Origin of the sequence: Sulfuriferula thiophila (assembly GCF_003864975.1) — a bacterium.
In the GTDB taxonomy this organism is placed as follows: Bacteria; Pseudomonadota; Gammaproteobacteria; order Burkholderiales; family Sulfuriferulaceae; genus Sulfuriferula; species Sulfuriferula thiophila.
In genome coordinates this window covers 298,014-322,841 of sequence record NZ_BHGL01000006.1, presented here as the reverse complement: position 1 = coordinate 322,841, position 24,828 = coordinate 298,014, and the positions used below count along the sequence as shown (strand labels likewise).

At 52.0% G+C, this 24,828-nt stretch carries 24 protein-coding genes and 2 tRNA genes; 11 read left to right on the top strand and 15 right to left on the bottom strand.

What is annotated here, in order from left to right; genetic code table 11:
• Nucleotides 1-23: 23 nt before the first annotated feature.
• Nucleotides 24-108 (bottom strand) — tRNA-Leu (locus tag EJE49_RS03980).
• Nucleotides 109-147: 39 nt separating this feature from the next.
• On the opposite strand from EJE49_RS03980, the gene rnr reads away from it, so the two are divergent.
• From rnr to EJE49_RS14075, 7 genes are all read left to right on the top strand, one after another.
• Nucleotides 148-2,514, top strand: coding sequence for a ribonuclease R (gene rnr, locus EJE49_RS03975; RefSeq protein WP_124949089.1), 2,367 nt, complete (start codon nucleotides 148-150; stop codon nucleotides 2,512-2,514).
• A gap of 14 nt (nucleotides 2,515-2,528) precedes the next feature.
• Nucleotides 2,529-3,260 (top strand): 23S rRNA (guanosine(2251)-2'-O)-methyltransferase RlmB, encoded by a 732-nt coding sequence (gene rlmB / locus EJE49_RS03970; protein ID WP_124949088.1) that lies wholly within the window; start codon nucleotides 2,529-2,531, stop codon nucleotides 3,258-3,260.
• A 1-nt stretch (nucleotide 3,261) separates the two neighbouring features.
• Complete coding sequence (locus EJE49_RS03965; protein WP_124949087.1) at nucleotides 3,262-3,813, top strand: hypoxanthine-guanine phosphoribosyltransferase; 552 nt, start codon at nucleotides 3,262-3,264, stop codon at nucleotides 3,811-3,813.
• An 86-nt stretch (nucleotides 3,814-3,899) separates the two neighbouring features.
• On the top strand, nucleotides 3,900-4,733 hold the full coding sequence (locus EJE49_RS03960) for a Tim44 domain-containing protein (protein WP_124949086.1): 834 nt from the start codon (nucleotides 3,900-3,902) through the stop codon (nucleotides 4,731-4,733).
• A 97-nt stretch (nucleotides 4,734-4,830) separates the two neighbouring features.
• Nucleotides 4,831-5,583, top strand: coding sequence for an S-methyl-5'-thioinosine phosphorylase (locus EJE49_RS03955; RefSeq protein ID WP_124949085.1), 753 nt, complete (start codon nucleotides 4,831-4,833; stop codon nucleotides 5,581-5,583).
• 59 nt (nucleotides 5,584-5,642) lie between these two features.
• A tRNA-Val gene (locus EJE49_RS03950) sits at nucleotides 5,643-5,717 on the top strand.
• Between the two features lie 246 nt (nucleotides 5,718-5,963).
• Entirely contained in the window at nucleotides 5,964-6,254 is a 291-nt protein-coding gene (locus EJE49_RS14075; protein WP_189941668.1) for a hypothetical protein, read from the top strand.
• A 372-nt stretch (nucleotides 6,255-6,626) separates the two neighbouring features.
• Here EJE49_RS14075 and EJE49_RS03940 read toward each other — a convergent pair whose 3' ends face one another.
• The 14 genes from EJE49_RS03940 to EJE49_RS03875 form a co-directional block, all read right to left on the bottom strand.
• Nucleotides 6,627-6,851, bottom strand: coding sequence for a YnfA family protein (locus EJE49_RS03940; protein ID WP_262981951.1), 225 nt, complete (start codon nucleotides 6,849-6,851; stop codon nucleotides 6,627-6,629).
• Between the two features lie 97 nt (nucleotides 6,852-6,948).
• Nucleotides 6,949-7,296 (bottom strand): P-II family nitrogen regulator, encoded by a 348-nt coding sequence (locus EJE49_RS03935; RefSeq protein WP_124949084.1) that lies wholly within the window; start codon nucleotides 7,294-7,296, stop codon nucleotides 6,949-6,951.
• A 56-nt stretch (nucleotides 7,297-7,352) separates the two neighbouring features.
• Nucleotides 7,353-10,439: an efflux RND transporter permease subunit gene (locus EJE49_RS03930; protein ID WP_124949083.1), complete on the bottom strand. Its 3,087-nt coding sequence runs from the start codon at nucleotides 10,437-10,439 to the stop codon at nucleotides 7,353-7,355.
• Between the two features lie 9 nt (nucleotides 10,440-10,448).
• Complete coding sequence (locus EJE49_RS03925) at nucleotides 10,449-11,690, bottom strand: efflux RND transporter periplasmic adaptor subunit (RefSeq protein WP_124949082.1); 1,242 nt, start codon at nucleotides 11,688-11,690, stop codon at nucleotides 10,449-10,451.
• A 29-nt stretch (nucleotides 11,691-11,719) separates the two neighbouring features.
• Nucleotides 11,720-12,979 carry a TolC family protein gene (locus EJE49_RS03920; protein WP_189941666.1) on the bottom strand — a complete coding sequence of 420 codons (1,260 nt, stop codon included), beginning with the start codon at nucleotides 12,977-12,979 and terminating at the stop codon, nucleotides 11,720-11,722.
• Between the two features lie 132 nt (nucleotides 12,980-13,111).
• Nucleotides 13,112-13,462, bottom strand: coding sequence for a hypothetical protein (locus tag EJE49_RS03915; RefSeq protein WP_124949081.1), 351 nt, complete (start codon nucleotides 13,460-13,462; stop codon nucleotides 13,112-13,114).
• 66 nt (nucleotides 13,463-13,528) lie between these two features.
• Nucleotides 13,529-13,990 (bottom strand): hypothetical protein, encoded by a 462-nt coding sequence (locus EJE49_RS03910; protein ID WP_124949080.1) that lies wholly within the window; start codon nucleotides 13,988-13,990, stop codon nucleotides 13,529-13,531.
• A 54-nt stretch (nucleotides 13,991-14,044) separates the two neighbouring features.
• Nucleotides 14,045-14,296 (bottom strand): SHOCT domain-containing protein, encoded by a 252-nt coding sequence (locus EJE49_RS03905; RefSeq protein ID WP_124949079.1) that lies wholly within the window; start codon nucleotides 14,294-14,296, stop codon nucleotides 14,045-14,047.
• Between the two features lie 112 nt (nucleotides 14,297-14,408).
• Complete coding sequence (locus EJE49_RS03900; RefSeq protein ID WP_223246740.1) at nucleotides 14,409-14,765, bottom strand: DUF302 domain-containing protein; 357 nt, start codon at nucleotides 14,763-14,765, stop codon at nucleotides 14,409-14,411.
• A 68-nt stretch (nucleotides 14,766-14,833) separates the two neighbouring features.
• Nucleotides 14,834-16,705, bottom strand: coding sequence for a heavy metal translocating P-type ATPase (locus tag EJE49_RS03895; RefSeq protein ID WP_223246739.1), 1,872 nt, complete (start codon nucleotides 16,703-16,705; stop codon nucleotides 14,834-14,836).
• A 35-nt stretch (nucleotides 16,706-16,740) separates the two neighbouring features.
• Nucleotides 16,741-17,142, bottom strand: a complete 402-nt coding sequence (locus tag EJE49_RS03890; protein WP_124949076.1) for an ArsR/SmtB family transcription factor — start codon at nucleotides 17,140-17,142, stop codon at nucleotides 16,741-16,743.
• A 113-nt stretch (nucleotides 17,143-17,255) separates the two neighbouring features.
• Nucleotides 17,256-19,148 (bottom strand): cytochrome c/FTR1 family iron permease, encoded by a 1,893-nt coding sequence (locus EJE49_RS03885; protein WP_189941664.1) that lies wholly within the window; start codon nucleotides 19,146-19,148, stop codon nucleotides 17,256-17,258.
• 288 nt (nucleotides 19,149-19,436) lie between these two features.
• The gene (locus tag EJE49_RS03880) at nucleotides 19,437-19,997 is read right to left on the bottom strand and encodes a hypothetical protein (RefSeq protein WP_189941662.1); all 561 of its coding nucleotides are present in this window, start codon (nucleotides 19,995-19,997) and stop codon (nucleotides 19,437-19,439) included.
• On the bottom strand, nucleotides 19,997-20,272 hold the full coding sequence (locus EJE49_RS03875; protein WP_124949074.1) for a hypothetical protein: 276 nt from the start codon (nucleotides 20,270-20,272) through the stop codon (nucleotides 19,997-19,999). Before EJE49_RS03875 ends, EJE49_RS03880 begins: the two co-directional genes overlap by 1 nt.
• Before the next feature lie 157 nt (nucleotides 20,273-20,429).
• Between EJE49_RS03875 and EJE49_RS03870 the strand changes: the two genes are divergently transcribed.
• The 4 genes from EJE49_RS03870 to EJE49_RS03855 all read left to right on the top strand — a co-directional run bounded on the left by EJE49_RS03870 (nucleotide 20,430) and on the right by EJE49_RS03855 (nucleotide 24,813).
• Complete coding sequence (locus EJE49_RS03870; RefSeq protein WP_124949073.1) at nucleotides 20,430-21,176, top strand: hypothetical protein; 747 nt, start codon at nucleotides 20,430-20,432, stop codon at nucleotides 21,174-21,176.
• A 163-nt stretch (nucleotides 21,177-21,339) separates the two neighbouring features.
• The gene (locus EJE49_RS03865) at nucleotides 21,340-22,173 is read left to right on the top strand and encodes a hypothetical protein (RefSeq protein WP_223246738.1); all 834 of its coding nucleotides are present in this window, start codon (nucleotides 21,340-21,342) and stop codon (nucleotides 22,171-22,173) included.
• A 183-nt stretch (nucleotides 22,174-22,356) separates the two neighbouring features.
• Nucleotides 22,357-23,727 (top strand): oxygen-independent coproporphyrinogen III oxidase, encoded by a 1,371-nt coding sequence (gene hemN, locus EJE49_RS03860; RefSeq protein ID WP_124949071.1) that lies wholly within the window; start codon nucleotides 22,357-22,359, stop codon nucleotides 23,725-23,727.
• A gap of 213 nt (nucleotides 23,728-23,940) precedes the next feature.
• Nucleotides 23,941-24,813, top strand: a complete 873-nt coding sequence (locus tag EJE49_RS03855; RefSeq protein ID WP_189941660.1) for a phosphate/phosphite/phosphonate ABC transporter substrate-binding protein — start codon at nucleotides 23,941-23,943, stop codon at nucleotides 24,811-24,813.
• The last annotated feature ends 15 nt before the right edge of the window (nucleotides 24,814-24,828 follow it).

Here is a 24,828-nt window from a genome sequence, read left to right as displayed (position 1 = left end):
CTTTCGTTAACCAACAACTATTTTGGTGCCCAGAAGAGGACTCGAACCTCCACACCTTACGGCACACGGACCTGAACCGTGCGCGTCTACCAATTCCGCCATCTGGGCTGAGAGACGCGAATTATAAATGAACAAGGATACTTGTCAATGAAAACTACTACAAAATCTAAGAAAACAAATAAACCCACTGCTTTACGCTGGAACGATCCTCACCTGGAACGCGAGCGCGAACGTTACGAAAACCCGCTGCCGAGCCGTGAGTTCATCATGGATGTACTGCGCCAGCATGGCACGCCACTGCTAGGTGATGAACTGGCAACCCTGCTCGGCATCACGCCAGAAGAAGCTGACCTGTTCACACGTCGCTTACGCGCCATGGAGCGTGATGGTGAACTGATCCAGAACCGTCGCGGCGACTTATGCGTCGTAGAAAAACTCGACCTGATCAAAGGACGCATCGAAGGCCATCCCGATGGCTTCGGCTTCCTCAAGCCGGAAGACGGCAGCGAGGATTTATTCCTGTCACCACGCGAACTGCAGAAAGCCATGCATGGTGACCGTGTCATGGCACGCGAAGTGGGCGTGGATCGACGCGGACGTCGCGAAGGCAAAATCGTTGAAGTACTGGAACGCGCAAATACCCATATTGTCGGCCGCTTCATTATCGAACACGGCATCATGATGGTTGTCCCGGAGAACAAACGCATTACCCAGGACATCATGATCCCCGCCGGCAGCCAGGGCAATGCCAAATCCGGTGAAGTCGTCAGCGTAGAGCTGGTTGAACAGCCTGCCAAATACAACAAACCAGTAGGACGCATCATCGAAATTCTGGGCAGTTACGCTGATCCCGGCATGGAGATTGAAATCGCACTGCGTAAACACTCGCTGCCGTACATCTTCCCGGAAGCAGTGGAAACCATGGCGAAGAAATTCTCCAAAAAAGTGTTGAAGAAAGAACACGAAGGCCGTGAAGACATTCGCCACTTGCCTCTGGTCACAATAGACGGCGAAACCGCACGCGACTTCGACGATGCCGTGTACTGCGAACCGCAGGGCAGTGGCTTCCGCCTGATCGTCGCCATTGCCGACGTCTCCCATTATGTACAGCCCGGCGATCCGCTGGATCAGGAAGCTTACAATCGCGGCAACTCCGTGTACTTCCCGCGCCGCGTGATTCCAATGCTGCCGGAAGAGCTATCCAACGGCCTGTGTTCGCTTAACCCGCAGGTAGAACGCCTGTGTATGGTATGCGACATGCAGATCGGCGCTATGGGCGCAGTCAAGAGTTACCGCTTTTACCCGGCAGTGATGTATTCCCATGCCCGCCTTACCTATAACCAGGTATGGGAATGGCTGCAACATCCAGAGAATGCAGAAGAGCATAGCCACTTGCTGCCACAATTGAACAATCTGGATGCGTTATTCCGGGTATTACTCAAAGCGCGTGAACGTCGTGGCGCGATTGACTTTGAAACCATAGAAACGCAGATGGTGTTCAATGACGAGAAAAAAATCGAACGCATCATTCCGGTCATGCGCAATGACGCCCACCGCATCATCGAGGAATGCATGCTCTCGGCCAACGTCTGCGCATCTGATTTCCTGAAGAAACAGAAGCACCCGACGCTATATCGCATCCATGAAGGCCCTACTCCGGAAAAACTCACCGCATTGCGCGAGTTTTTATCCGAATTCGGCCTGGGCCTGACCGGTGGCGATGACCCGCAAGCCAAGGACTATGCCAAACTACTGCAACAAATCAAGCCACGTCCTGACGCCCAGCTTTTGCAAACCGTGATGCTGCGTTCATTGCAGCAAGCGGTATACAGCCCGGACAATGTCGGCCACTTCGGACTGGCATACGAGCATTACACTCACTTTACCTCGCCAATCCGCCGTTACCCGGATTTGCTAGTGCACCGCTCCATCAAGGCCGCACTCAAAGGCCAGCAATACGTGCCGGGCAACTGGGTAGAATTGGGCGGTCATAGCTCGATGACCGAACGCCGTGCCGATGACGCCACACGCGATGTCGAAGCCTGGCTGAAATGCTATTACATGCAGGATCGCGTTGGTGAAGAGTTTGTCGGCACCATCGCCAGCGTCACCGGCTTCGGTCTGTTTGTTGCACTGGATGACATCTACGTGGAAGGACTGGTGCACATTTCCGAGCTCGGCAGCGACTATTTCCATTTCGACAAGACTCGCCACCAGATTCTGGGCGAGCGCACCGGTGTACGTTACCGCCTCGGTGACCGCGTCCATGTCAAGATCGTCCGTGTCAGTCTGGATACCACACGTATCGACTTCAGCCTGACCACCGTCGACAGCAGCGCACGTAAAACGCCAACCAAAGCCGCAGGTAAAGCACCGGGTAAAACCGCTCAAAAACCTGCAGCCAAACCGGCGGCCAAATCCAGGAAAAAATCTACGCAAAGCAAAGCTGCTGCCGTACAATCCACGCCTCCCGCCGACGCGCCCGCCAAAAAATCGCGCCGTCGACGCAAATAACTCAGGAATAAAACATGGCCACAATTTTAATTTATGGATTCCACGCCGTGACGTCACGGCTACGTGTCAATCCTGGCAGCATAGAAGAAATTTTTGTTGATGCTGCCCGCCAGGATCCGCGCGCACGTGACCTGCTTGAGTCCGCCAAACAGCTTGGGCTGCGCATCCTGCAAGTAGACGGTAAACGTCTTGACGGCATCGCCGGCGGTCCACGCCACCAGGGAATCGCTGCCCGCGTGACCATGGTGCAGCAACCACGCCATGTCGATGAAGTACTGGAAGGCCTGCAAGGACCATTGCTGCTACTGATCCTCGACGGCGTACAAGACCCGCACAACCTTGGCGCATGTCTGCGCGTGGCGGATGCCATGGGCGCAAATGCTGTGATTGCTCCCAAGGATCGGGCAGTCGGCCTCACCCCAACCGTTGCTAAAGTCGCCTGTGGCGCAGCGGATACAGTGCCATACCTGACGGTAACCAACCTCGCCCGCGCCATGCGTGACATCAAGGAATATGGCGTATTCATCATCGGTACCGATGGCGAAGCAGAAACCGAAATCGGCCAGGCCGACGTCAGCGGTTCGGTCGCCTGGGTACTGGGTGCGGAAGGCACCGGTATCCGCCGCCTGACCCGCGAACATTGCGACACCATGGTTAAAATCCCCATGTACGGCACTGTAGAAAGCCTGAATGTCTCGGTTTCAGCCGGTATCTGCCTGTACGAAACACGCCGTCAACGGAATTAACATGCTCAATCCACACGATGCCTGGCAGGTTCTGCACGACGCAGAAATCATTTTCTCTGCGGACGATGTTAACGAGGCAATAACCCGGCTTGCGATCGAAATCACCGCCGACTGCACCGACAAAAACCCGCTGGTCATTACGGTAATGAATGGCGGCATGATGTTTGCCGGACAGCTATTACCGTTACTGCGTTTCCCGCTAGACTGCGATTATATTCACGCCAGCCGCTACGGAAATGCCACTCAGGGTAATGAGTTGACGTGGGTCGCCATGCCCCGCGAATCGGTGCAAGGCCGCCATGTATTACTGCTCGACGACATCCTTGATGAAGGTCACACATTAGCGGCAATCAAGAAAGAGCTGACCGGTCTCGACGCTGCGCAAGTCAGCTGCGCAGTATTGACGAATAAAAACACCGGCAAATCCAAACCCATCGAGGCTGACTATATCGGACTTACCCTGCCCAATCGCTATGTGTTTGGCTGCGGTATGGACATATCGGGCGCGTGGCGTAATTTACCTGCGATCTACGCCTTGAAAGTGAACGAATAGGCCCCATCTAAGACTAAGTTATGTAACAATAGACTGATATTGTTGGTAACATCGCTACATTACCGTATTTTAATTGGAGCTAAATTATGCGAAAAATTTTCGCCATTGCACTTACCCTGTTTTTAAGCCTGAGCCTGATCACCGGCACTGCCGAAGCGAAACGTTTCGGTGGTGGCAAAAGCTTCGGCAAACAAAGTCAAAGCATCAGCCCGCAAGCGGCACCTCGCGCACCCGCTGCTGCGCCTGCAGCCCCCGCCGCCACTGGCAATAAATGGTTAGGTCCATTGGCAGGCCTGGCAGCCGGCGGCTTGCTGGCTTCGATGTTCATGGGCCATGGTTTTGAAGGCATAAAAGGCATGGATATACTTCTCATGCTGGCATTGGCTGCCGGTGCATTCTTCCTGTTCCGTGCGCTGCGCAAAACCTCGAATGGTGCGCAACCTCAAGCTGCTGCCTATAGCGCTTACGGACAAACTGCCGCCAACCCGACCATGAGCAATGACAGCTTCGCCGGTGGCAGCACCAACACCAGCGTACCAGCAACTCGCCCGGACTGGTTTGACGAAACCGCATTCGTGCGCGACGCCAAAATGCATTTCATCCGTCTGCAGGCCGCCTATGACAATGCAGATCTGAATGACATTCGTGAATACACCACACCCGAAGTATTTGCCGAAGTCAGCATGCAAATTCAGGAACGTGGCACTGCAACGCAAAAAACCGATGTCACGCTGCTCAATGCCGACATGCTCGATATCGTCACGGATAGCAACTACATCACCGTCAGCGTACGTTTCCACGGCCTGATCCGCGAAGAAGCCAATGCACCGGCAGAACCATTCAACGAAATCTGGCATATCCAGAAACCCGTTAATGACCGTAGCGCGCCTTGGCATATTGCAGGCATACAGCAAGCCTAAGTAGCAAATAGAAACACCCGTGCGCCATTACCGTATTCGCGGTAATGGCGCATTGGCATTCAGGCCCCGAATAATCAAAAACATCAAGGAATAAACCATGCTGGCTATCATCGGCGGAACCGGACTCACCCAACTTGCCAACCTCGCCATTACCCATCGCCAGGTTGCCCGTACCCCTTATGGCGAAGCCTCTGGCGCACTCACTTTTGGTAACATCAACGGCCATGAAGTTATTTTTCTCGCCCGCCACGGTTATGGACACACCATTCCCCCACATCAGGTTAACTACCGGGCAAACATCTGGGCACTCAAAGACCAGAATGTTACTCACATCGTTTCCGTCGCCAGCGTGGGTGGCATCCATGCCGACCTTACCCCCGGCACACTGGTCATCCCTAACCAGATCATCGACTATACCTATGGGCGCAAAACCACATTCTTCGATGGTAATAACGAACACCCTGTCACGCATATCGATTTCACTGAACCCTATTGCGAAGAAATGCGGCAACGCATTATGACTGCGGCCACTGATGCAAAAGAAAACTACATTGATAATGGCGTTTATGCCTGTGTCCAGGGCCCGCGACTGGAAACAGCTGCGGAAATCAACCGACTGGAACGTGACGGTGCCACCATGGTCGGCATGACCGGCATGCCCGAAGCGAGCCTCGCTCGCGAACTGGATCTCAGATATGCCGCCATCGGCGTAGTCGCCAACCACGCCGCCGGTCGCGGCACCAGCAAAATCGCCATCAGCGGCAACGAAGTCCAGACCACCATCAATGCCGCCATGGGCCGCGTGCGCAATGTGCTGGAAAACATCGTCGCCTTGCATCACGAGGCCTGACCATAGCCGCAACAATTGACGAAAAACCGTGAATATGATTAAATGCGCCCCTCATTAAAGGGCGGTTAGCTCAGCGGTAGAGCACTGCCTTCACACGGCAGGGGTCACTGGTTCGAACCCAGTATCGCCCACCACACAAAACAATGGCTCAGGTTAATCCCTGAGCCATTTTTATTTATACACTTGCCAATTCGAGACATTTTTGGGGCACCGGGCTTTCAGATGACAACCTACTGAAGCTCGGTATCCTAGATGGCGACTCTCGAAAAACGTGGCAATTACTGGCGAGTAAAATTCGTCACACAGGCTTTCCAATCCAGACCCGTTCGTTCGATACCAAAGCACTGGCCGCACGCTGATCGCGCGATATCGAAAACGAAATGAACAAGGGCTTCTTTGTTGATCGCACAGAATCCGAGAAAAACACACTTCGAAATGTCCTATCCCGTTACCATGACGAAGTAATCCCTCTCAAGCGTGGAGCGAGTGCCGAAGCGTCTCGCCTCCGGGCCATGATACGCCATCCTATTGCAGAACTAAAAATTGCTGCGCTGTCCAGCACACATATTGCCAAATACCGAGATAGGCGTTTAAAGAAAGTAGCCGGGGCAACTGTCAACAAGGAACTCAACCTCATAGCCCACGCACCTGAGACAAGCCGTCGCGAATGAGGTATCCATACTCCAGAAAATCCGGTTCGCTTAATGCGCCGCCCTCAAGATGCAAAACCAAGGGACCGTCGCTTGATTGGTTTCGAGAAAGGATTGAATCCGTTAGAAGTGGCCAATATCACTGGACACAAAACGCTGCAGATGTTTAAGCGGTATACGCATTTACGGGCAGAGAATCTAGCGAGAGAGCTTGGATAAATTCTTGACGGGCTCAGCAACCAGCCGCTTAACTTAGGCAGCGGTTATTGATCTGAGGGGGCATACATTACACGACTACTGATCGTAACTGTAGAAGCATTGGCTCGCTGCTGCACCCGACTCTGCTTATAAATCCCGATTCAAACGTTTGACGTTCATTCGCGCGCCAGACTTTCACGCTGTTCTGGGCCCGAACAAGATGACGGATGCACCCAAGAGGCATATTGAGGCACCGAGCAAGTCCCACCGATCTGGGCGGACCCCTTCTGCCAGCCATAGCCAGACCAACGATGCTGCAATGTACACACCGCCATAGGCGGCATAGGCCCTGCCGGCGGAAGCGGAGTCGATCCGGGTATGCAGCCAGGCAAAGAATATCAAGCTCACCACTCCGGGCAGTAACCATCCAGCCGGCTTACCAAGACGTAGCCACGCCCAGAAAGAAAGCAGCCAGCTATTTCCGCCAACGCCGCCATGACATGGATACCGACAGATATCATGACAGCCCCGCAACCGGGACTGCCCGGATGATATCGCTCACATAAATCCACCCCGCCTCGGCTTGGCCGGTACGGGCGGTGCGTTTGATGATGTCGACCAATTCGTCCACTTGGTGATCTTCACAAATCAGCTCCAGCTTGGACTCGTTGATAACAGCTTCAGCCAGATCGATGGAATAGTGTTGTTCCTTGGCATCCACGGCCTTCAGCAAGCTTTGCACCGGGATGACACTGAGGTTGCGACAGCCCTTCGTCTGGTCGACATTGCATTGGCCGGATTCTTTAAGGGCGCGAATCACATCGGCGATGCGGTGGTTGTGTATATAAGCCTTAATTTCTTTCATGGAGATTCTCCTGTTTGGTGATTGCGTGCGACCAATCCAGGCCGCACGCTACTGGTTTACTTCGCTTGTTTGCGTTCGCGGCGTGTCTCCACCCACTCATACATCAGGGGCAACAGCAGCAACGTCAACGCGGTGGAGGTAAACAAGCCCCCTACTACCACTGTTGCCAGCGGACGCTGAGTTTCCGCCCCGACGCCGCTGGAAAGCAGCATCGGCACCAGGCCGAAGATGGCGATGGATGCCGTCATCAGTACTGGGCGCAGGCGTAGCGCAGCGCCTTGCTTGACCGCCTCTCTGATCGAAAGACCTTGCCGCCGCTGATCGTTGAGGAACGACACCAGCACTATACCGTTCAGCATCGCTACCCCGAACACGGCGATGAAACCGATGGCGGAAGGTACCGACAAGTACTGACCAGTAATGGCGAGCCCAATCACCCCGCCAATGGTGGCGAATGGCACGTTAGCGATAATCAGCGTCGCGTAAGTGAGCGAGTTAAACGCAGTGTAGAGCAGGATGAAAATAAGTCCGATGGTGAGTGGCACGATCAGCGCCAGCTTGGCCATGGCGCGCTGCTGGTTCTCGAACGCGCCACCCCATTCGATCCAGTAGCCAGCCGGCATCATCACTTCACTTTTGATCTTGGCCGCTGCCTCCTTCACGAAGCTGTCCACATCACGCCCTTTCACATCCATTTGGATCACAGCGTAACGTTGTAACTGCTCGCGCCGCACGAAGGAATAACCTTCATCCAATTCCACCGTGGCGACTCTGGAGAGCGGTACCAAGGCACCGCTCTGGGTGCGGATCGGGATGTTATTGATGGCTTCAACGCTGTTGCGGAAATCGGGTGCGAGCCACACTTGGATGTCGAAGCGCTTTACGCCATCGATCAACGTGCTCACCGCCTTGCCGCCGATACCAGCCTGCACGACCTCAAGAATATCGTCGACGTTCATACCGTAGCGCGCAACTGCTTCCCGATTCACTTTGATCACCATTTGCGGCTTGCCCTTGTTGGCTTCCAGGGCCAGATCAGACACACCCGGTACCTTTTGCAGGACAGACTTGATCTCACCGGACAGGCGATCGAGCGCAGTCAAATCCTCGCCGTACAGTTTCAAGGCCAATGTAGCGCGTACCCCGGAAATCAATTCCTCGACACGCATTTGGATCGGCTGGGTGGCGGCGAATACGGCCGTGGGTACCTCTTTCTCCAGTGTTTCCTGCATTTCACGCGTCAGCGCCGGAAAGGATATTGCCTCCGGCCATTGGCTGCGTGGCTTAAGATCCACCAGAATTTCCATGTAGTTCACGTCCGCCGTTTCACCGATTTCCGGGCGTCCGATCATGGCGATGGCCGATTTCGTTTGCGGAAACTGCTTGAGCCGCGCTTCGATCTGCTGCGAAATACGAATCGATTCTTCCAGCGAAGTAGATGGAATGCTGGTCACACGAAACATGATGCCGCCTTCCTGCAACGTCGGCATGAACTCCTTGCCAAGAAAAGGGAAAATAGCAATAGTCGCCACCAATAAGACCAATGCCCCGCCGATCACCTTACGCTTGTTATCCAGCGCCCAATCCAGTAGTGGAAGATAAAGCCTTTTTGCCCACATCACCACGATGGTGTCTTTTTCTTCCTTCGGACGGAGGATCAATGCAGCCAGCACGGGTACAAGGGTTAGCGTGAGAACCAAAGAACCAATCATGGCAAAGGTGATGGTCAGTGCCATCGGCTTGAACAGCTTACCTTCGAGCCCGGTGAGTGAAAACAGCGGCAGAAACACCACGATGATGATCAAAATCGCGAACGCGGTCGGATTAATCACCTCCCGTGCCGCTTCCAGGATGACGTGTGTCTGGTTGACCGTCTGCCCTACCTTGTGACTCAACAGGCGGAAGCCGTTTTCCACCAGCACCACTGCACCGTCCACCATCATACCGATGCCCACAGCCAGACCAGCAAGTGACATCAAGTTGGCCGACAAGCCCCATTGCTGCATCAAAATAAAGCTGATCAGCATGGCGAGCGGCAAGGCGATGATGACTACCACCGCAGAGCGTATTTCGCCTAGAAACAGGAACAGAATGATAGCCACCAAGATTGACCCCTCAACCAGGGCATTTTCAGCAGTCTTGACAGCCTTTTCCACCAGCTCAGTGCGATCATAAACCGGATGGATCGTAACGCCTGCCGGTAATGCCTGCTGCACTGTTTTTAGCTTTGCCTTCACTGCATCCACTACATTCTTGGCATTCTCACCAATACGCTGTAAAGCGATGCCGAGCACTACCTCCTTACCGTTCTTGGTGATGGCACCTGTACGCAGAGCTGGCGCTTCTTTTACTTCCGCCACGTCGCGCACATAGATCGGTGTGCCCCCCTTCTCAGTGATCATGATATTGCCAATATCCTGCGTATTGGCAACCAGCCCCAAACCCCGTACCAGATATTGCTCCTGACCGAGATTGACAAATTGCCCACCGACCTGGCGATTATTCAGGTGCAACGCCTCCATCACCGCCTTGAAAGTCAGGTCGTACTTGATCAGCTTCTGCGGATTGATCAACACCTGATATTGCTTTTCCTGACCACCCCAGGAAGTCACGTCGTCCAACCCTGGCGCTGTACGCAGTACCAGGCGGATAGTCCAGTCCTGTAGCGTACGCAAGTCCATCTGCGTGAGTTTCTTGTCCGCGGATTCCACGGTGTACCAGAACACCTGGCCCAGCCCCGAACTATTCGGGCCAAGCACTGGCTCGCCATATCCTTCCGGGATGCGTGCCTTGGCCTCCAGCAACTTCTCGCTTACCAGACGACGTGCGAAGTAAATGTCGACGTTATCCTTAAAATACACGCTTACCGAGGACAGGCCGAACATGGAAACAGAGCGGATTTGTTCTATGCCAGGCAATCCTGCCACGGCCGTCTCTACCGGAAAGGTCAATAACTTTTCCACATCCTCAGCTGCGATACCTGGTGCGGATGTGTAAATATTTACCTGTACCGGCGTTACATCAGGAAACGCATCCACCGGCACTTCCTGCCAGGCTTTCACGCCAAAGACGACTACCAAAACAAAGGCCACCAACACCAACACCTTATAGCGCAATGCTATATCAACAATATTATTAAGCATAGCCGCCCCCTAGTCTGCATCGCCAATTTGAGATTTGAGCAACCGCGCCTTGAGGGCATAGGCACCGCTCACTACCACGCTATCGCCCGCCGCCACACCGGATTTAAGCATGACGTACCCTTGGACACGTTCTCCCAACTCTACGGCTCGCGGCTCAAATCCATCTCTTTCGGCGACAAATACTGTCGGTTGCCCCTGTAACAGCAACACGGCGTCTTCCGGCACGATCAGCGCCTTGATGCTTGCCCCTGTGGTGTTGATTGCGGCGCTGGCAAACATCTCCGGTTTCAACCTGCCGTCGGGGTTCGGCACTTCCACCCGCGCCTTGACCGTGCGGGTTTCCTTGTCCATTGTGCTGCTGATGTAGGTAAGCCGCCCCTTGAACACTTCCCCCGGATAGGCGGACACAGTGACGATGGCCTGGGCACCAACCCTGACCTTGCCAAGGTCTTTTTCGAATAAATCGCTTTCTATCCACAGAGTGGACAAATCGGCTACGGTAAATAGAAATGCGTCCGGCTGGGCAAGCTCACCCAGTACCGCTTTTTTCTCGATGACGGTACCGGCAAACGGTGCGGTCAACGCGAACACCGAACCGGATAGTTTCTCCGGGACGACGCCCATCATGCGCAGCTTGTCACCGGCGGCACGCAGTGCGGCGCGGGCTTTTTCGTGTTCGGCGCGAGCGCGCAAGTAGTCCTTCTCCGGGATGATATTGTCAGCATTCAGCCGCTGGGCACGCGCGAAATTGGCTTGGGCCAGCGCCGCCTCACTCGCTGCTTGCAGATAGCTCGAACGCGCCTCACCCAGATCAATGCTATCCAGCATAGCCAGAGCCTGCCCCGGTTTTACTCGGTCACCCAGGCTAGCATTCACCTTGACGATACGCCCTGGCATGCGCGGGCCTACGTGAGCCAATTTATCCTGGTTAATCTGAATAGTCGCCGTAACCATGATCTGTCCGGCTCTATTCTGCAATTCCAATTTCTGCACTTGGATATTTGCTGTTTTGACTTCTTCTGCGCTCAGCGTGAGCAGTTTCTCGCCGCTTTTTTCGTCGGGATTTCCCTGTTTTGGTGTTGTCTTGTCTTTGCTTACCGGTTCCATTTTGTCGAGCTGCTTTGCATCATTCTCTGGCGCTTTGGGTTTGTCGCCGCACCCAGCAAGCAGAGTTGCAGATAAACTTCCGACCAGCAACCAGGAAGCCAGTCGCCCCAAGTCACGCTTTTGTTGGCTGTGTAAATTTTTCATGTGATGAATTCCTTGATTTTCGATTATGTTCAGCGTAATTCGTGCGCAGGCGACCAGCCCGCTGCCGCTTCCAGGGACACTTGGGTCAAGCGCAGCTCGGTTCGGGCGTCGAGCAGATCGCGCTGCCCATCCAGTACCTGGCGGTTAACCAACAACAATTGCAGCAGCCCAATCTCGCCGGCGCGAAAGGAAACGGAGGACAGATGCTGGTTTTCCTCCAAGCTCGGCAGCACCGATGCGCTCAGCCGCTGCACGCGTGTTTTCAAATTCTCCAAACGCGCCCACAGCGCCAGCACTTGAGCGCGCGCGTCACGTTGCACGGCCTGTTGCTGCACCTGCACCTGGGTCAGTTCGGTCGTCGCACGCCCGATTCCGGTGTCATTGCGGCGAAACAGCGGCAGTGGCAGGGAGACGCTCAAAGCCGTAATTTTCTCCCGGGAATCAGCCGCACCTTCGCGTGCGGCAGAGAGACCCAGCGTCACATCCGGATAAACTGCCGCACGCTCCAAATCAAGACGGCTTTTGGCAGCTTTTTCCCGATGGTCGAACGCGCGCAACAGCGGGCGACTGGCAGCACCCGCCAACAGCTCTTTCAAGCTGTATGATGCAAGAGGCGGTTCCAGGGATCCGCTGACTTCGGGCAAATTATCAGCGAGCAGTTGCAACAAGGCGGCCAACTCGGTTCGTGCCTGGATCAGTTGCTCCCGCAGCACAGATACCTGATTTTGTGCACGCTCCGCTTCCACCTTAGCAAGGTTGCCATCGAGTCGGCTGTCTTCGCCTGCAGTAACACGTTTTCTGACCGCCATCGCTGCCTCCTGGATAAGCTTGAGCGTCCGCTCCTCCATTTGAATGCGCAATTGCAGACTGAGTACTTGCACGAATCGCTGCTCCACCTCTGCATGCAGTTGCCGCCGGGTTTCCGCAATGACTTCCTGCGTCGCGGCAAGAGACTGCTCCGCTGCGCTACGCCGCTTGCCCTGTTGCCCGGCGATTTCAAAAGTCTGTGTCACACCGACCGTCCATTCGTGGTTGACTCGGGCGGGATCAACCGTTTGAGGAATAGTACGCCTGCGCGACTCCGTCGCAAGTTGCGGATTGTTCCACAGCAACGCACGAGCATCGGTCAACTCACCCTGCGCCATGGCAAGATTCGCCTCGGTAGAGCGCAGTGTCGGGTTAGCCTGTTCAGCCTGATTCCAGGCTTGTTCCAAGGTCAGTGGTGCCGACAGAACTGACAGCGGATAAAACGTTGCGAGCAAGAATGACACACCGATAAGGCTGCGCATCAGTCCCATCCTGCTCCGCAGGGCGTGGTAAATATTAACGAATTGCACGATAACTCCTTCAAATATGCGTACACCCCCCTTGCGGCGAGAGCGCACTCAAGACAAAATCAAAAAACCAATTTGGATAAAGTCTTAGGAAAGGAGTCGTGGTGGCCGGAAACGGCCGTCGGGGGAATGAAATTTAATGACGAATGATCGCTGCGTAGAATATTCATTTGCGAATTCAGATGTCACGAGAGCGCTCTGGCTGAACAAGCCCACGAAATGCCCGACGATGTGACACCAGTGATTGCACATAATTTCAGGTGAAGCAGTTTTATGAACTTTGAATTCGGCTGAAGCATGTCCATCATCCACAGCTATGCTGTGTTGCTCGTCGAACCACACGTCAGCCACAGCTGCTTTGTTAAACGTCCAGCCGCCAAAGTTGATCACGAGCGTGATGACGAGCAGATAAACGGTTTGATGAATCGATCTGTCCATGTCTAGTCTTCAAAGTGCGTCATATCGAAGTGCAACCACGCCGGAGCACCGGCATGAAGTTCATCTTCAATACATCCGCATATAACCCTGATGCTCCATCATTTGATTCATCATTTGCTGTTGCATGCCCATGTACTGCTCCATCATGTACTGGCGTTGCTTTAGTTGCTCCGGGGTCAGGCGCTGGTAATCATTCCAGATCATCGGGCTGTTCATCATGGGACCACCCATGCAGCAACCCATCATGCTGGATCCCCGCATGCCATACATCATTCCCTGCGTGTTTTGCATGGCAGCCCAATGTTCCTGCAACAATTTCTGGCGCTCCTGGGGAGCCTGAGTCTGGCGGATCTTAGCCATTTGCGCTTGCATCTGCTTCATCTGCTCCTGAATTTGAACCATTCTCTTGTCGAAATCCAGATCTGATGGCTTAGCCTGAGCAGCTTTTTTAGCAGTCTGAGCATCATCGGCAAAAGTTGGCATCGAAACAGAAATAGCCAACATCGCAAGCAATAAAATCTTCTTCATTTCTGCCTCCTTAGAGAGTTGAATCAAACGAAGCACTCGTGTTGATTGACTCCTTCAACCTCGCTTCAAGTCTTCACGTTTTTGTAAGTACTCTTCGCGATTAATTTCTCCCCGAGCATACCTTTCTTCCAGGACAGTCAGCGCCGGAGACTTTCTTTCACCATCAGGCGCATTCGAGCGACGATCACCCATCAGATACTTCACCACCGCCAGCACCAGCAGTATAGGAATCAGCCAGAAAAACGCCATGCTTAACCATCCCAACCAATGCCAACCCATGCCGTAACCTTCATAATCCATCCACATTCGTATTCTCCCGGTATAGTCGTTGAAAAAACCACCTGACTCGCTCCGCATCGCGCTTCATTTCTACTGTCAGGCTGCTAAACCTGCATATAACCACGCAGCACCACAATCCTTAGAGCACACGCATCACGCGCTCCAGCCGTTGCCTGACCTCGGTCGCCAACGCATTAATCTCGGGTTTATTCACTAGTTCAAGTACTGCATTCGGGTCCATGAATTCCACATGAACCGCGCCAGCCCCATCCTGCCGCACCACTACATTGCAGGGCAGAAGCAAGCCGATGGACGGTTCGCTTTCCAGGGCGCGATGCGCCAAGGGTGGATTGCATGCGCCCAGTATCCGGTAGGGGGGCATATCCTGGTTGAGTTTCTTCTTCATTGTGCCCGCGACGTCGATATCGGCGAGTATGCCAAACCCCTCGCCCTGAAGCGCTTGGGTCACATGCACAATCGCGTCGTCGAACGACATATCGACGGTTTTTCCAAAGCCATACTTGGTCATTTTTAATCCCTTTCGTTAAATGCAATTAAAATGCGTCAGGCCCGCAACATGCGCAACCCGCTCGCAATCACCACAAACTCACTGATTTCATGAGCCAGCACCGCGATGGGCAGCGTGAAATAGCCACTCACTGCACCAACGACAAGCGTGCTAATCACGACTGTGGACAGCGCGAGATTTTGCAAAATAATTCCCGAAGTACGGCGACTGAAACGGATGAGGTAAGGCAACCGGGACAGGTCATCGCCCATCAGCGCCACGTCCGCAGTTTCCAGTGCCACGTCAGTCCCCGCCACGCCCATGGCGATGCCTACATATGCGGCTGCCAGCGCCGGCGCATCATTCACACCATCACCTACCATTGCAACCTTGCCATAGCGCGCCGTGAGTTCAGCCACCATGCGAGTTTTGTCTTCAGGAGAAAGTCCGGCGTGCACTTCGTCCACGCCCACTTGTTGAGCAATAGCTGCAGCTGTAAGTGGATTGTCTCCGGTCAGCATAACCACCCTTTCAATGCCCGCCTGTTTCAGTTCGGCGATGGCCTGCACAGCTTCCGGCCGCAGCGGGTCAGTGATGGCAAGCAAGCCGTGAAGCTCTCTTTCTGTTCCGAGCAGCACTACTGTCTTGCCCTGATTCTGCAATTGCTCTATCTGCGTCAGTACGGTAACGAGCGAGAGCCCCAGATCGGCAAACAGCTTAGGATTACCAATATATAGCTGTTCCCCGCCCACATATCCCCGTGCGCCTGAGCCGGTCATTGACTGAAAATCTTCAACCGGGCGAGGCTGAATTCCTGCCGCCTTGGCACGGTTTAGGATTGCCTGTGCCAACGGATGCTGCGAACGGGATTCCAGTGCTGCCGCCCCCGCCAATACTTGAACTTCAGTATAGCTGTTGAGTGCAACAATATCTGTGACCTCCGGTCGTCCGAGCGTTAACGTGCCCGTCTTGTCCATGGCAATCACCCGTACCTTGGCGAGATTTTCCAGATGCACGCCGCCCTTCATCAAAACGCCGTTGCGCCCTGCGGTGCCGATGGCAGCCACAAGCGTGATCGGGATCGAAATCACCAGTGCACAAGGCGCGGCGGCCACGATGAAGACGGTGGCACGAATCAGCCACTCCTGCCAAGGCAACCCGAATAACGGTGGCAATACAGCAATCAGTACGCCTACCGCAAGCACAGCCGGGCTATAGCGTTTTCCGAAGCGCTCAATGAAGCGCTGACTCCGCCCTTTGCTGGCCTGAGCCTCTTCCACGAGGTGGATAATGCGCGAAAGCGTATTATCAGCAAAAATCTTTGTCGCGCGAATTGTTAATGCGCCTTCGCCGTTAATCGTGGCTGCAAACACCTTACTTCCAACCACTTTTTCTACGGGCACTGATTCACCGGTGACCGGGGCCTGATTCACGCTGGAGCGACCTTCAACCACCTCTCCGTCAGTCGCAAGCGCCTCACCGGGAAGTACAATAAACAAATCTCCCACTTGCAGTTGTTCAACTGGAATGCGTAATTCCTGACTACCGCGCCGCGCCAGCGCAGTTTTGGGAGCGAGATCCATCAGGGCACGAATCGCATTGCGTGCGCGTTCAGCGGTATAACCTTCCGCTGCTTCGGATATGGAATATAAAAACACCAGCATGGCAGCCTCCATCCACTGCCCCATCAACCCGGCAATAATCGCAGCGGTCGCCATCAGTAGCTCGATCCCGATCTCGCGTTCCTGGACAAGATTTTCCAAGGCTTCGCGGCCGAAATAATAGCCCCCGGTAACAACCGCAACCAGATAGAGGAAAGTTTGAATTGATAACGGCAGACCAACATAGCCACCAATAAAGCCGACCAGCAGCAGTAGACCAGAGGTCACCGAAGTCACTACCTGTGGATTGCGCCATGGGTTCGGCATCTGAACACCTTGCTGAGCGCAACTGGGACAAGCCATTACTCGCTCCCCTCTGCCAGTTCAGTATTTTGAATACCCACACGACACCGGCCTTCTTCACGGAGGCACATACGCTCTCGGAAGCGCGCCAGATCTGCGGCAAATATCCCGTCATTATCAGGCAGTGCTTTGAGCATTTGGTAAAGAGGCTCCAGAAATTGAACCCCTTGCACCAGTCGGTGATATATCCAGCGTCCTTCTTTATCTGACGTCAGCAGCCCGGCTTGTCTGATCACTTTGAGATGCCGGGAAAGTTTGTATTGAGGCTCCAGCAGGCTATCCACCAGCTCACACAAACAGGATTCTTCGCCCGCCATGACGAGTAAACGCATGATGCGTATCCTCGTTGGATCTGCCAGCGATTGGAATATGTCTTGGGGTTGAATGTTTATTAGATGCATACTTGCACTATAGTGCAAGTATTTATTATTTACAACAAAATTTCTCTATCGCACCAGGATGAAATAGGTATCTTTATGATCAGCCTATTTCATCCCAAAGTTTGAGTTCATAATTATTGTTTTGCAGAGACCCGCGAAATCCAAAATGTATAAGTGATACCACCCAGTGCTAATGCCACTAATAGTGCCTGGAGGACAAGTCCCTGCATATTGGGATAGATACCTAACAAATCCATGCGTGGGAAATTAACTGCATCAACAGGCAACTTCCCTGCTTCTTGCAATGCTGCCACTCCCTTTCCCGCAAAAATGATTGCCAACACATAAAGCATACCGGAACTGACTCCAAAGAATAGTCGCAGCGGCAAGCGCACACCAAGCCGGAAAATCACCCATGCCAGCATGATGAGAAGCAGCGCACCCACACCAATACCAAACAAGACCATCTGACTCCCTTCAGCACCTACCTGCGCCCACAGCGTTTCATAAAACAACACTGTCTCAAATACTTCCCGATAAACTGCGATGAACGACACCGCCGCCAACAACCATAGCGTACGACCATTTAAGGCGCCGCGTATTTTACTTTCTATAAATTGTTTCCAATGTTGCACATGCAGTTTGTTTAACAACCAGAAGCTTACGTACAGCAGGATGGCAGCAGCGAGCAATGCGGTTACACCTTCTGTTAATTCTCTACTTGCACCACTGACATCGATCACGTATGACGCTACAAACCAGGTCGCGACACCCAGTAACAATGCCCCTACCCAACCTGCGTGAATATAGGGCAAAGCATCACGGCGGCCGGTTTTAGTAAGAAAAGCAATAATAGCCGCCAGAATCAATATGGCTTCCAAACCTTCTCGAAGCAAAATCCCCATGGCGCTCGCAAACCCGACCCCTGGAGAAATAGTGGTGCCTTGCATGCGCTTATCCGCAATCACCAATAATGATTGCAGTTTGTCATGCTGGGTGACAACCAGTTGCAGTGCTGCGTTTTTTTTGATTAGATTACGGTAGTTGTACATACCAGCTTCGATAGTTGCCCTAAGCTTTGGATCTATCGCGCCCAAACCAGCTTCAGCCAATTCAAATCCTTCAAGATACGCAGCCACTGCTACTTGGTATGCGCTTTGTGCATCACCGCGGCGGTAGTTTGCCAGACTTTCATTAAGCTTTTCGATACTGAACTGGATCGGGCTTGCCTTACCATTGTCAACCATAACTGGATTTGCCCGCAGATAGGCAAGCACTTTCACACCATCTTCGTTCTGTTGCACACTTAAATCGTGCGGCGTTGCCATGACGACTGCTCTAAGATCAGGAAACCGGTTCCTGCCTTTCCCCTGGTTCCATAACACTTGGCCTTGGCTTCGCTCAGCATCACTGACTGAAAACTGACTCACGTAAAATGCCAATGCCCAGCGCTGTTCATCTGTGAGCTGTTTAAATGAAGGCATTGCTGTCCCTTTAACACCCACACTAATCGTGTTGTACAAGCCAAAAACGCTGCGCTGCGCCTGCCGCTCCCTATCATGAAAGTCAGCCGGTTTCGGCTGTAATGTTATAGCCAGCGGCCCGTCGCCTTTTCCTTGTGCACCATGACAAGCAAAGCAATTCTGTTGAAATAACGCAGCCGCGGCACGTACATCGGGTGTGCTTTTTGGACTAGTCGCAATAGCAAAATTATTTATGATTGCAGTTTTTATCGCAGTGGCTTTGGCAGCGATTTCTTCGCCACTTTCTTTGCTATTCACCAATGCCTCCAGCGTGTTTGCCTCGCCTTGCACAGAATCTTTTTCTGGAAAATCAGGCAAGTTTGTTACTGAAAGTTTAATCTGCTTGGAAAATTCAACCTGCTCTTTGTATTCAGCCTGGTTAATGACTATATGATCTTTAACTGTCTTCTGGTAATCAACGCCAATATAATCAAGCATCTGCACGATGCTTTGTGGCTGATCATCAGCACGAACCACGCCGTTCAACAATAAACTCGCCATCATGAAGAAAATGCTTAGTAAATTCCGGTATGTATTCATAGCACCAAGATAAAGCGATAATGATAATAGTTCTCATTATTATCATAGCTATTTTATTTGTCAAACAATCTCTAAATTTACTAGTAGTCGAAAACTTGAATGCTGCACTGATGTGTCTTAACTGGTGCTGGTTAAAGCCGCTTGAAATCCGGTTGCTATATAGCCAATACGAAACCAGCATGCAATGGATAGAAATCATACAAAAGGGGTTAGCGTATAGCTAACCCCTTTTGTTTTGAATCGTATTGACAGCTAGAACACGCGAACGATAAACGCTTTAGCTGATTCCATAGGTAATTTGCTACTGCTCACCAGCAATAGCATACCAGCCAGATACACAGGCCAGGATTTCAAAGAAACCTTCCAGTCGGTAAGTGATGGCCACATGCTGGAAAATTGCGGTGCAAGCAAACACCATATCGCAATATCCATGTTCTGATAAATATAATCATTACCAATTCTGTGCGCAGCCACAAGCACTATCACATACACGCCCAGCAAGGGTGCCAGACAGGTCGGCATGGCGTTATACCAGCGCAGATTGGCGAATCCTACGCTCCCCAACACCAGCCTGCTACTGCCATCCATTTTCGGCAACAAACTGAACGACACCGGTTTAGCATTTGTTAGCATACCCACCAGCAGATGCAGAAACTCATGCAGCATAGTCCCGGGCAAAGACAGTATCGAATAAATTGTGGTTCGGCCAGAGACGCTCTTCAATAACAGCCAGATGATTGCGGAAGGAATAAGATAAAGCAATGCTGGTAACAGCGTTGCTTTATTGAACAGCATGACAGGTTGATACTGCATTAAAACAGCCGCAGCGAAGCCACTTCCTGCTCTTTGGCAATTTTCTTTAAAGCGATTTTGACAGCCTGGGTTGCACCATTCTTTTCGGCATGTTCGGTAAAAGTGGCGATGGCATGATCCAGCGAATCACCCATTTCACGCCAATCCGTTTCAAATTCCCGGTGCTTTACATACGAGGTAGTCAGTTTTCCGGAACGCATCACGATCATCAGCACGGCGCAACCGGTGCGGCGAACAGCGAGCGCGGTTTTTCGATTTCTGTTAATTACCACCATCTCCGATTACTCCATCGTCAAGTTGATTAGACGAATTATTATGTTGGTATTATTCATCACGAACCAATTAAACATCTGACTGATTGCAGGTTACGATATTATCATTTTGCCGGATGCGCAACCTATTGCATCTCATATTAACTATTGAAAAACCGTCATGTCAAAAATTGCCTACTATAACGTCATTACAAGCATACTCATGGTGTTCAGTTTTTCTACTGCGCATGCCGTTGACAGTAGCGTGTACCCCGCGTCCACAAGTCATAACATGACAAGCAAATCACCGGATGCATCCAAACTGGTTACTCCCATAATCAGCACCATCACCATCGCCCCTTACAGAATCACCCGATATTCGACGGCTAATGGCAAATGGGGGGCAAGCTGTAACTGGCGTGACCAGCCGACACTAACTGTAAGCTGCAATAACGAACTGATTACCAATGCAGCAAGCCCTTTTAAACATGGCAGCAGTTTGAGTTTTGAGATCAACGAGCGCTTTATTGGCAATTATAATGAACTCAAAGTAGCTCTTGGTGAAATTGGCAGCACGGGCGTTCCCAGTCAGCATACGCTATTACCAAGCAAACCTGCCGCATCAACTTTTGCACCTGCGAATGGCATTATCAAAGCTGACACCCTGACTAAAAACACCGATCACATGATTACGCTCAGCCAGTTAAACGATATACCCCCGAACCCGAAACGCGCGATCCTGACCGACATTATTGTTAATTTCAAAGGTCGTTATCAGCTTGGACACTACCAGACAATCACCCTGGCATACGACAATATTTCAGATACAGAATTACGTAAAGTTCATTTCCAGGATGGCATTCTTAAAACCATGAGACTGAAAGATGATGTTGATGAAAAAGAGCACAATGACCAATTAATCAAATAGCGAGCACCCCTCTTATGACGCGCTGATTACCCTGCTGCACCACGCCTGTTACCAGCCATATGGATTTAGTTTTAAATCAGGCAAGCGCATCTGTTTATGAGACTATAATTCAGCTGCATGCAGGCCATGATGGAAAATATAATTTTAAATGATATAGGTGAAAATGATGACTAACAAACAATCGATGCTGTTTTCAACTGTGATGGGCCTAGCAATAGGCAGCCTTTCCCTGAACGCACAGGCTGGCACACAAGACATACTGTCTGCCAATAACCAGGCCGGCATACAACTCACTATGCAGCACATGGATTACAGCGAAACCTATCAAGGCGTATTGATTGATACTGAAAATGGCAACGTGCCGGGCATAGACCTGTCGGTATCCGTCATGAAAGATTTGTGGCTGGGTAACGATTATTTGCAGGCAGAATACGCCTATTCCAGTGGCAAGACTGATTATGTCGGTTCTTATCAAGGCGGCAGCTATGGCTCCCTTGTCGCTAAATCCGGTGCAGAAATTAACGACTTCAGTATTCGCTATGGCAAAGGTTATGTAGCCAGCCAAACTGTCATGCTCACCCCATATGGCGAATTTGGCTACCATCAATGGGATCGCAATGTGGGTGATGGCATACCCGGCGGATACATGGAACACTACAGCCACAAATACCTGGCTTTTGGCATACTCGGCCAATACTCACCCGTTGCCAGGCTGGTACTGACCGGCAATGTGATGGCTGGCCGCACCTTGCGACCAGCCATTACGGTAGATTTACCTGCTCCACAGGGTTTCTCTGCAGGTCTTGGTAACTCCGCTATCTACAAGGCGGGTATCGCAGCAGACTACGCCTTCACCAAAACCATACATGGCAACGCAGGTATTGATTACACAACCTGGCAATATGGCGCCAGCGCAATACAGCCTAGCGGTTACCTGGAACCGGACAGCAAAACTTACATAACCACCTTTAAAGTGGGTGTTGGTTACGCATTCTAACTAGCAGGTGTAATAAGCCTCTGCTGGAATTGATGTTTTCCCTCCGTTCTGTTGGTGCCGCATAGCAAATTACCCGGTGCCAGCAGAGCAGCTCTGCACTACCCGTTTTTCTGTCTCTGGCCTAACAAGCTACAATCAGTTTATAATCGACAAGATTATCTTTTTATAAAAATATCTCAGTTCATGGAACTCACCGCGTCATTACTGGAAAAATACAGCAAACCCGGGCCGCGTTATACCTCCTATCCTACCGCGCCCTACTTCGATGAAAAATTCGGCGCAAGCGCGTGGCTGGATGAACTGCAACAAACGCAGGCGAGTGGCCGGGATTTATCGCTGTACGTGCATATACCGTTTTGCGACAGCTTGTGCTATTACTGTGGCTGTAACATGGTGGCGACTCAAAATTACAGCAAAGCCACTCAGTACCTTGGTTTCCTGTTTCAGGAAATCGAGCGCATGGCAGCACTCACTTTACCTGGACGTACGGTGCGGCAGATCCACTGGGGTGGTGGCACACCTACCTATTTGCACCCGGATGATATTCGTCGCCTGTTCGCGCATCTGCGCGCCAGCTTCAACATCGCCGCCGATGCCGAAATCGGCTGTGAAGTTGATCCGCGCGAACTGAGCCGTGAGCATGTACAAGCGCTGGCAGACAGCGGTTTCAACCGGCTCAGCCTCGGCGTACAGGATCTCGATCTCACCGTACAACAGGCCGTCAATCGCGTCCAATCTGCATCACTCATCCACGAAGTGTACGGCTGGATGCGCGACGCAGGCATCCCCAGCATCAACATGGATTTGATGGTAGGACTGCCACACCAGACCGTAGCCAGTTTCAGCCAGACCCTGGAACAAATCATTGCAATGGCACCAGATCGCCTCGCAGTATTCAGCTACGCTCATGTACCGTGGATGAAAAAACATCAGAAGCTAATACAGGAAACGGACTTACCTGATTTACCTACGCGCATTGCCTTGCAACAACTGCTGCTGGAGAAACTGACACACGCTGGCTATGTGTATATCGGCATGGATCATTTTGCCAAGCCCGATGACGAGCTGGTAAAAGCCCAGCGCAACAAAACCCTGTACCGTAATTTTCAGGGCTACACCACGCACAAGGATTGCGATATTTATGCATTCGGCGTCTCCGCCATCAGCCAGACCGATGAAGTGTACGTACAGAACGCCAAAAATCTGGCCGAATACCAGCAGCGCATCGCCGCCGGCGGCCTCGCCACTGAACGTGGACTGCGCATCAGTCGCGAAGACCGACTGCGCCGCGACGCGATAGTACGCATCATGAGCGATCTGGAATTGAACAAAATGGAATTCTCCCGGCACTGGCAAATCGAATTTGACAGTCATTTTGCCGATGCACTGAGCGAGCTTGCCGACATGCAGGCCGATGGCCTGATTGAACTGCACGCTGAGGTTATCCGTGTAACTGAAACCGGCCGCCTATTCCTGCGCAATATCGCCATGTGTTTTGATGCTTATCTCAAACAGCCGGCAGTAAATGAACCGCGCTATTCGCGGACACTGTAATCTCACCCGCCACGCAAACTAAATAGCAGCAGCATATCAAACAGATCTAATCACCTTGGAATGTGATTCTTACACAGCTGTGGTACATTTTATCCGTTGCGCACCAGGGTTGGTTGTAGCTTAATGTCAATGTTGCATGCAAAGCGTTATACTTCCCGGATTACCTGACAATGCATCTGCGCTACAACGCAATATAAAACGGAGGAGGTAATCGTGAAATTATATTTCAACAATATAATCCGGCTTGCTATTTGCCTGGTTTCTATTACATTTCCGTTGGCACCGGGCCTAGCCGCGGCCCAAGGCACTACCCAAACCAGGCTGTTACAGGTCGGCGTTTTGCCCACGTTAAGCGCACGAGTATTACTTAACAATTACCGACCATTACAAATCTATCTGGAACGCGAGTTAAAACGTCCGGTTGAGTTCACCACCGCACCGGATTTCAAAACATTCCACTTTAATACCATCGCGGGAAAATATGATGTAGTCGTAACCGCCGCACATCTGGCACGCCTGGCGCAATTGGAGGCAAACTATTTACCACTGGCAAACTATAAAGCGGCTAATAGAGGCATCATCTTTGAAGCCAAAGACCAGCCGCTGGCTACAATTCAGGATTTAAAAGGGAAAACATTGGCTTTCGGGGACAGAAATGCCCTGATTGTGAGCCAGACAATAAACTATCTGCAACAGCAAGGCTTGCGTGGCGGGCAGGACTACACGTTACTCGACACACAAAGCCATAACAGTGCAGCGTATTCTGTACAAAGCCATCGAAGTACACTTGCCATCACTTCTCCCAGCGGATTTAAAAATATCCCTGAAACAATTAAAAACGACCTGAAAATCTTTCTGGTTTTACCAGAATTACCCAGCCTGACGTGGATGGCCAATCCACGCATAACGTCGGAAATCCCCAGAATCAAGACCGCTTTACTCAACTTCACCCCCGATTCAGAGGGTGGAAAACAGTTTTTTGACGCAACCGGGTATATCGGACTGCGTGAAGTAAGTACCACAGAAATGACTGCGCTTGATCCTTATGCACAAGACATTAGCAACCGACTGAGATCGTCACAATGAAGGGTATTCGCCCTT

What these genes read in the sequence shown, in the direction of transcription:
- EJE49_RS03880 (WP_189941662.1), bottom strand. Translation starts at nt 19,997, where the DNA reads ATGCAGTATCAACCTGTCATGCTGTTCAATAAAGCAACGCTGTTACCA.
- EJE49_RS03865 (WP_223246738.1), top strand. Translation starts at nt 21,340, where the DNA reads ATGATGACTAACAAACAATCGATGCTGTTTTCAACTGTGATGGGCCTA.
- EJE49_RS03890 (WP_124949076.1), bottom strand. Translation starts at nt 17,142, where the DNA reads ATGCATCTAATAAACATTCAACCCCAAGACATATTCCAATCGCTGGCA.
- EJE49_RS03915 (WP_124949081.1), bottom strand. Translation starts at nt 13,462, where the DNA reads ATGGACAGATCGATTCATCAAACCGTTTATCTGCTCGTCATCACGCTC.
- EJE49_RS03930 (WP_124949083.1), bottom strand. Translation starts at nt 10,439, where the DNA reads ATGCTTAATAATATTGTTGATATAGCATTGCGCTATAAGGTGTTGGTG.
- EJE49_RS03870 (WP_124949073.1), top strand. Translation starts at nt 20,430, where the DNA reads ATGTCAAAAATTGCCTACTATAACGTCATTACAAGCATACTCATGGTG.
- EJE49_RS03965 (WP_124949087.1), top strand. Translation starts at nt 3,262, where the DNA reads ATGCTCAATCCACACGATGCCTGGCAGGTTCTGCACGACGCAGAAATC.
- EJE49_RS03895 (WP_223246739.1), bottom strand. Translation starts at nt 16,705, where the DNA reads ATGCCGAACCCATGGCGCAATCCACAGGTAGTGACTTCGGTGACCTCT.
- EJE49_RS03925 (WP_124949082.1), bottom strand. Translation starts at nt 11,690, where the DNA reads ATGAAAAATTTACACAGCCAACAAAAGCGTGACTTGGGGCGACTGGCT.
- rnr (WP_124949089.1), top strand. Translation starts at nt 148, where the DNA reads ATGAAAACTACTACAAAATCTAAGAAAACAAATAAACCCACTGCTTTA.
- EJE49_RS03960 (WP_124949086.1), top strand. Translation starts at nt 3,900, where the DNA reads ATGCGAAAAATTTTCGCCATTGCACTTACCCTGTTTTTAAGCCTGAGC.
- EJE49_RS03905 (WP_124949079.1), bottom strand. Translation starts at nt 14,296, where the DNA reads ATGTGGATGGATTATGAAGGTTACGGCATGGGTTGGCATTGGTTGGGA.
- EJE49_RS14075 (WP_189941668.1), top strand. Translation starts at nt 5,964, where the DNA reads ATGAACAAGGGCTTCTTTGTTGATCGCACAGAATCCGAGAAAAACACA.
- EJE49_RS03875 (WP_124949074.1), bottom strand. Translation starts at nt 20,272, where the DNA reads ATGGTGGTAATTAACAGAAATCGAAAAACCGCGCTCGCTGTTCGCCGC.
- EJE49_RS03885 (WP_189941664.1), bottom strand. Translation starts at nt 19,148, where the DNA reads ATGATGGCGAGTTTATTGTTGAACGGCGTGGTTCGTGCTGATGATCAG.
- EJE49_RS03935 (WP_124949084.1), bottom strand. Translation starts at nt 7,296, where the DNA reads ATGAAAGAAATTAAGGCTTATATACACAACCACCGCATCGCCGATGTG.
- EJE49_RS03920 (WP_189941666.1), bottom strand. Translation starts at nt 12,979, where the DNA reads ATGCGCAGCCTTATCGGTGTGTCATTCTTGCTCGCAACGTTTTATCCG.
- EJE49_RS03900 (WP_223246740.1), bottom strand. Translation starts at nt 14,765, where the DNA reads ATGTCGTTCGACGACGCGATTGTGCATGTGACCCAAGCGCTTCAGGGC.
- EJE49_RS03955 (WP_124949085.1), top strand. Translation starts at nt 4,831, where the DNA reads ATGCTGGCTATCATCGGCGGAACCGGACTCACCCAACTTGCCAACCTC.
- EJE49_RS03910 (WP_124949080.1), bottom strand. Translation starts at nt 13,990, where the DNA reads ATGAAGAAGATTTTATTGCTTGCGATGTTGGCTATTTCTGTTTCGATG.
- hemN (WP_124949071.1), top strand. Translation starts at nt 22,357, where the DNA reads ATGGAACTCACCGCGTCATTACTGGAAAAATACAGCAAACCCGGGCCG.
- rlmB (WP_124949088.1), top strand. Translation starts at nt 2,529, where the DNA reads ATGGCCACAATTTTAATTTATGGATTCCACGCCGTGACGTCACGGCTA.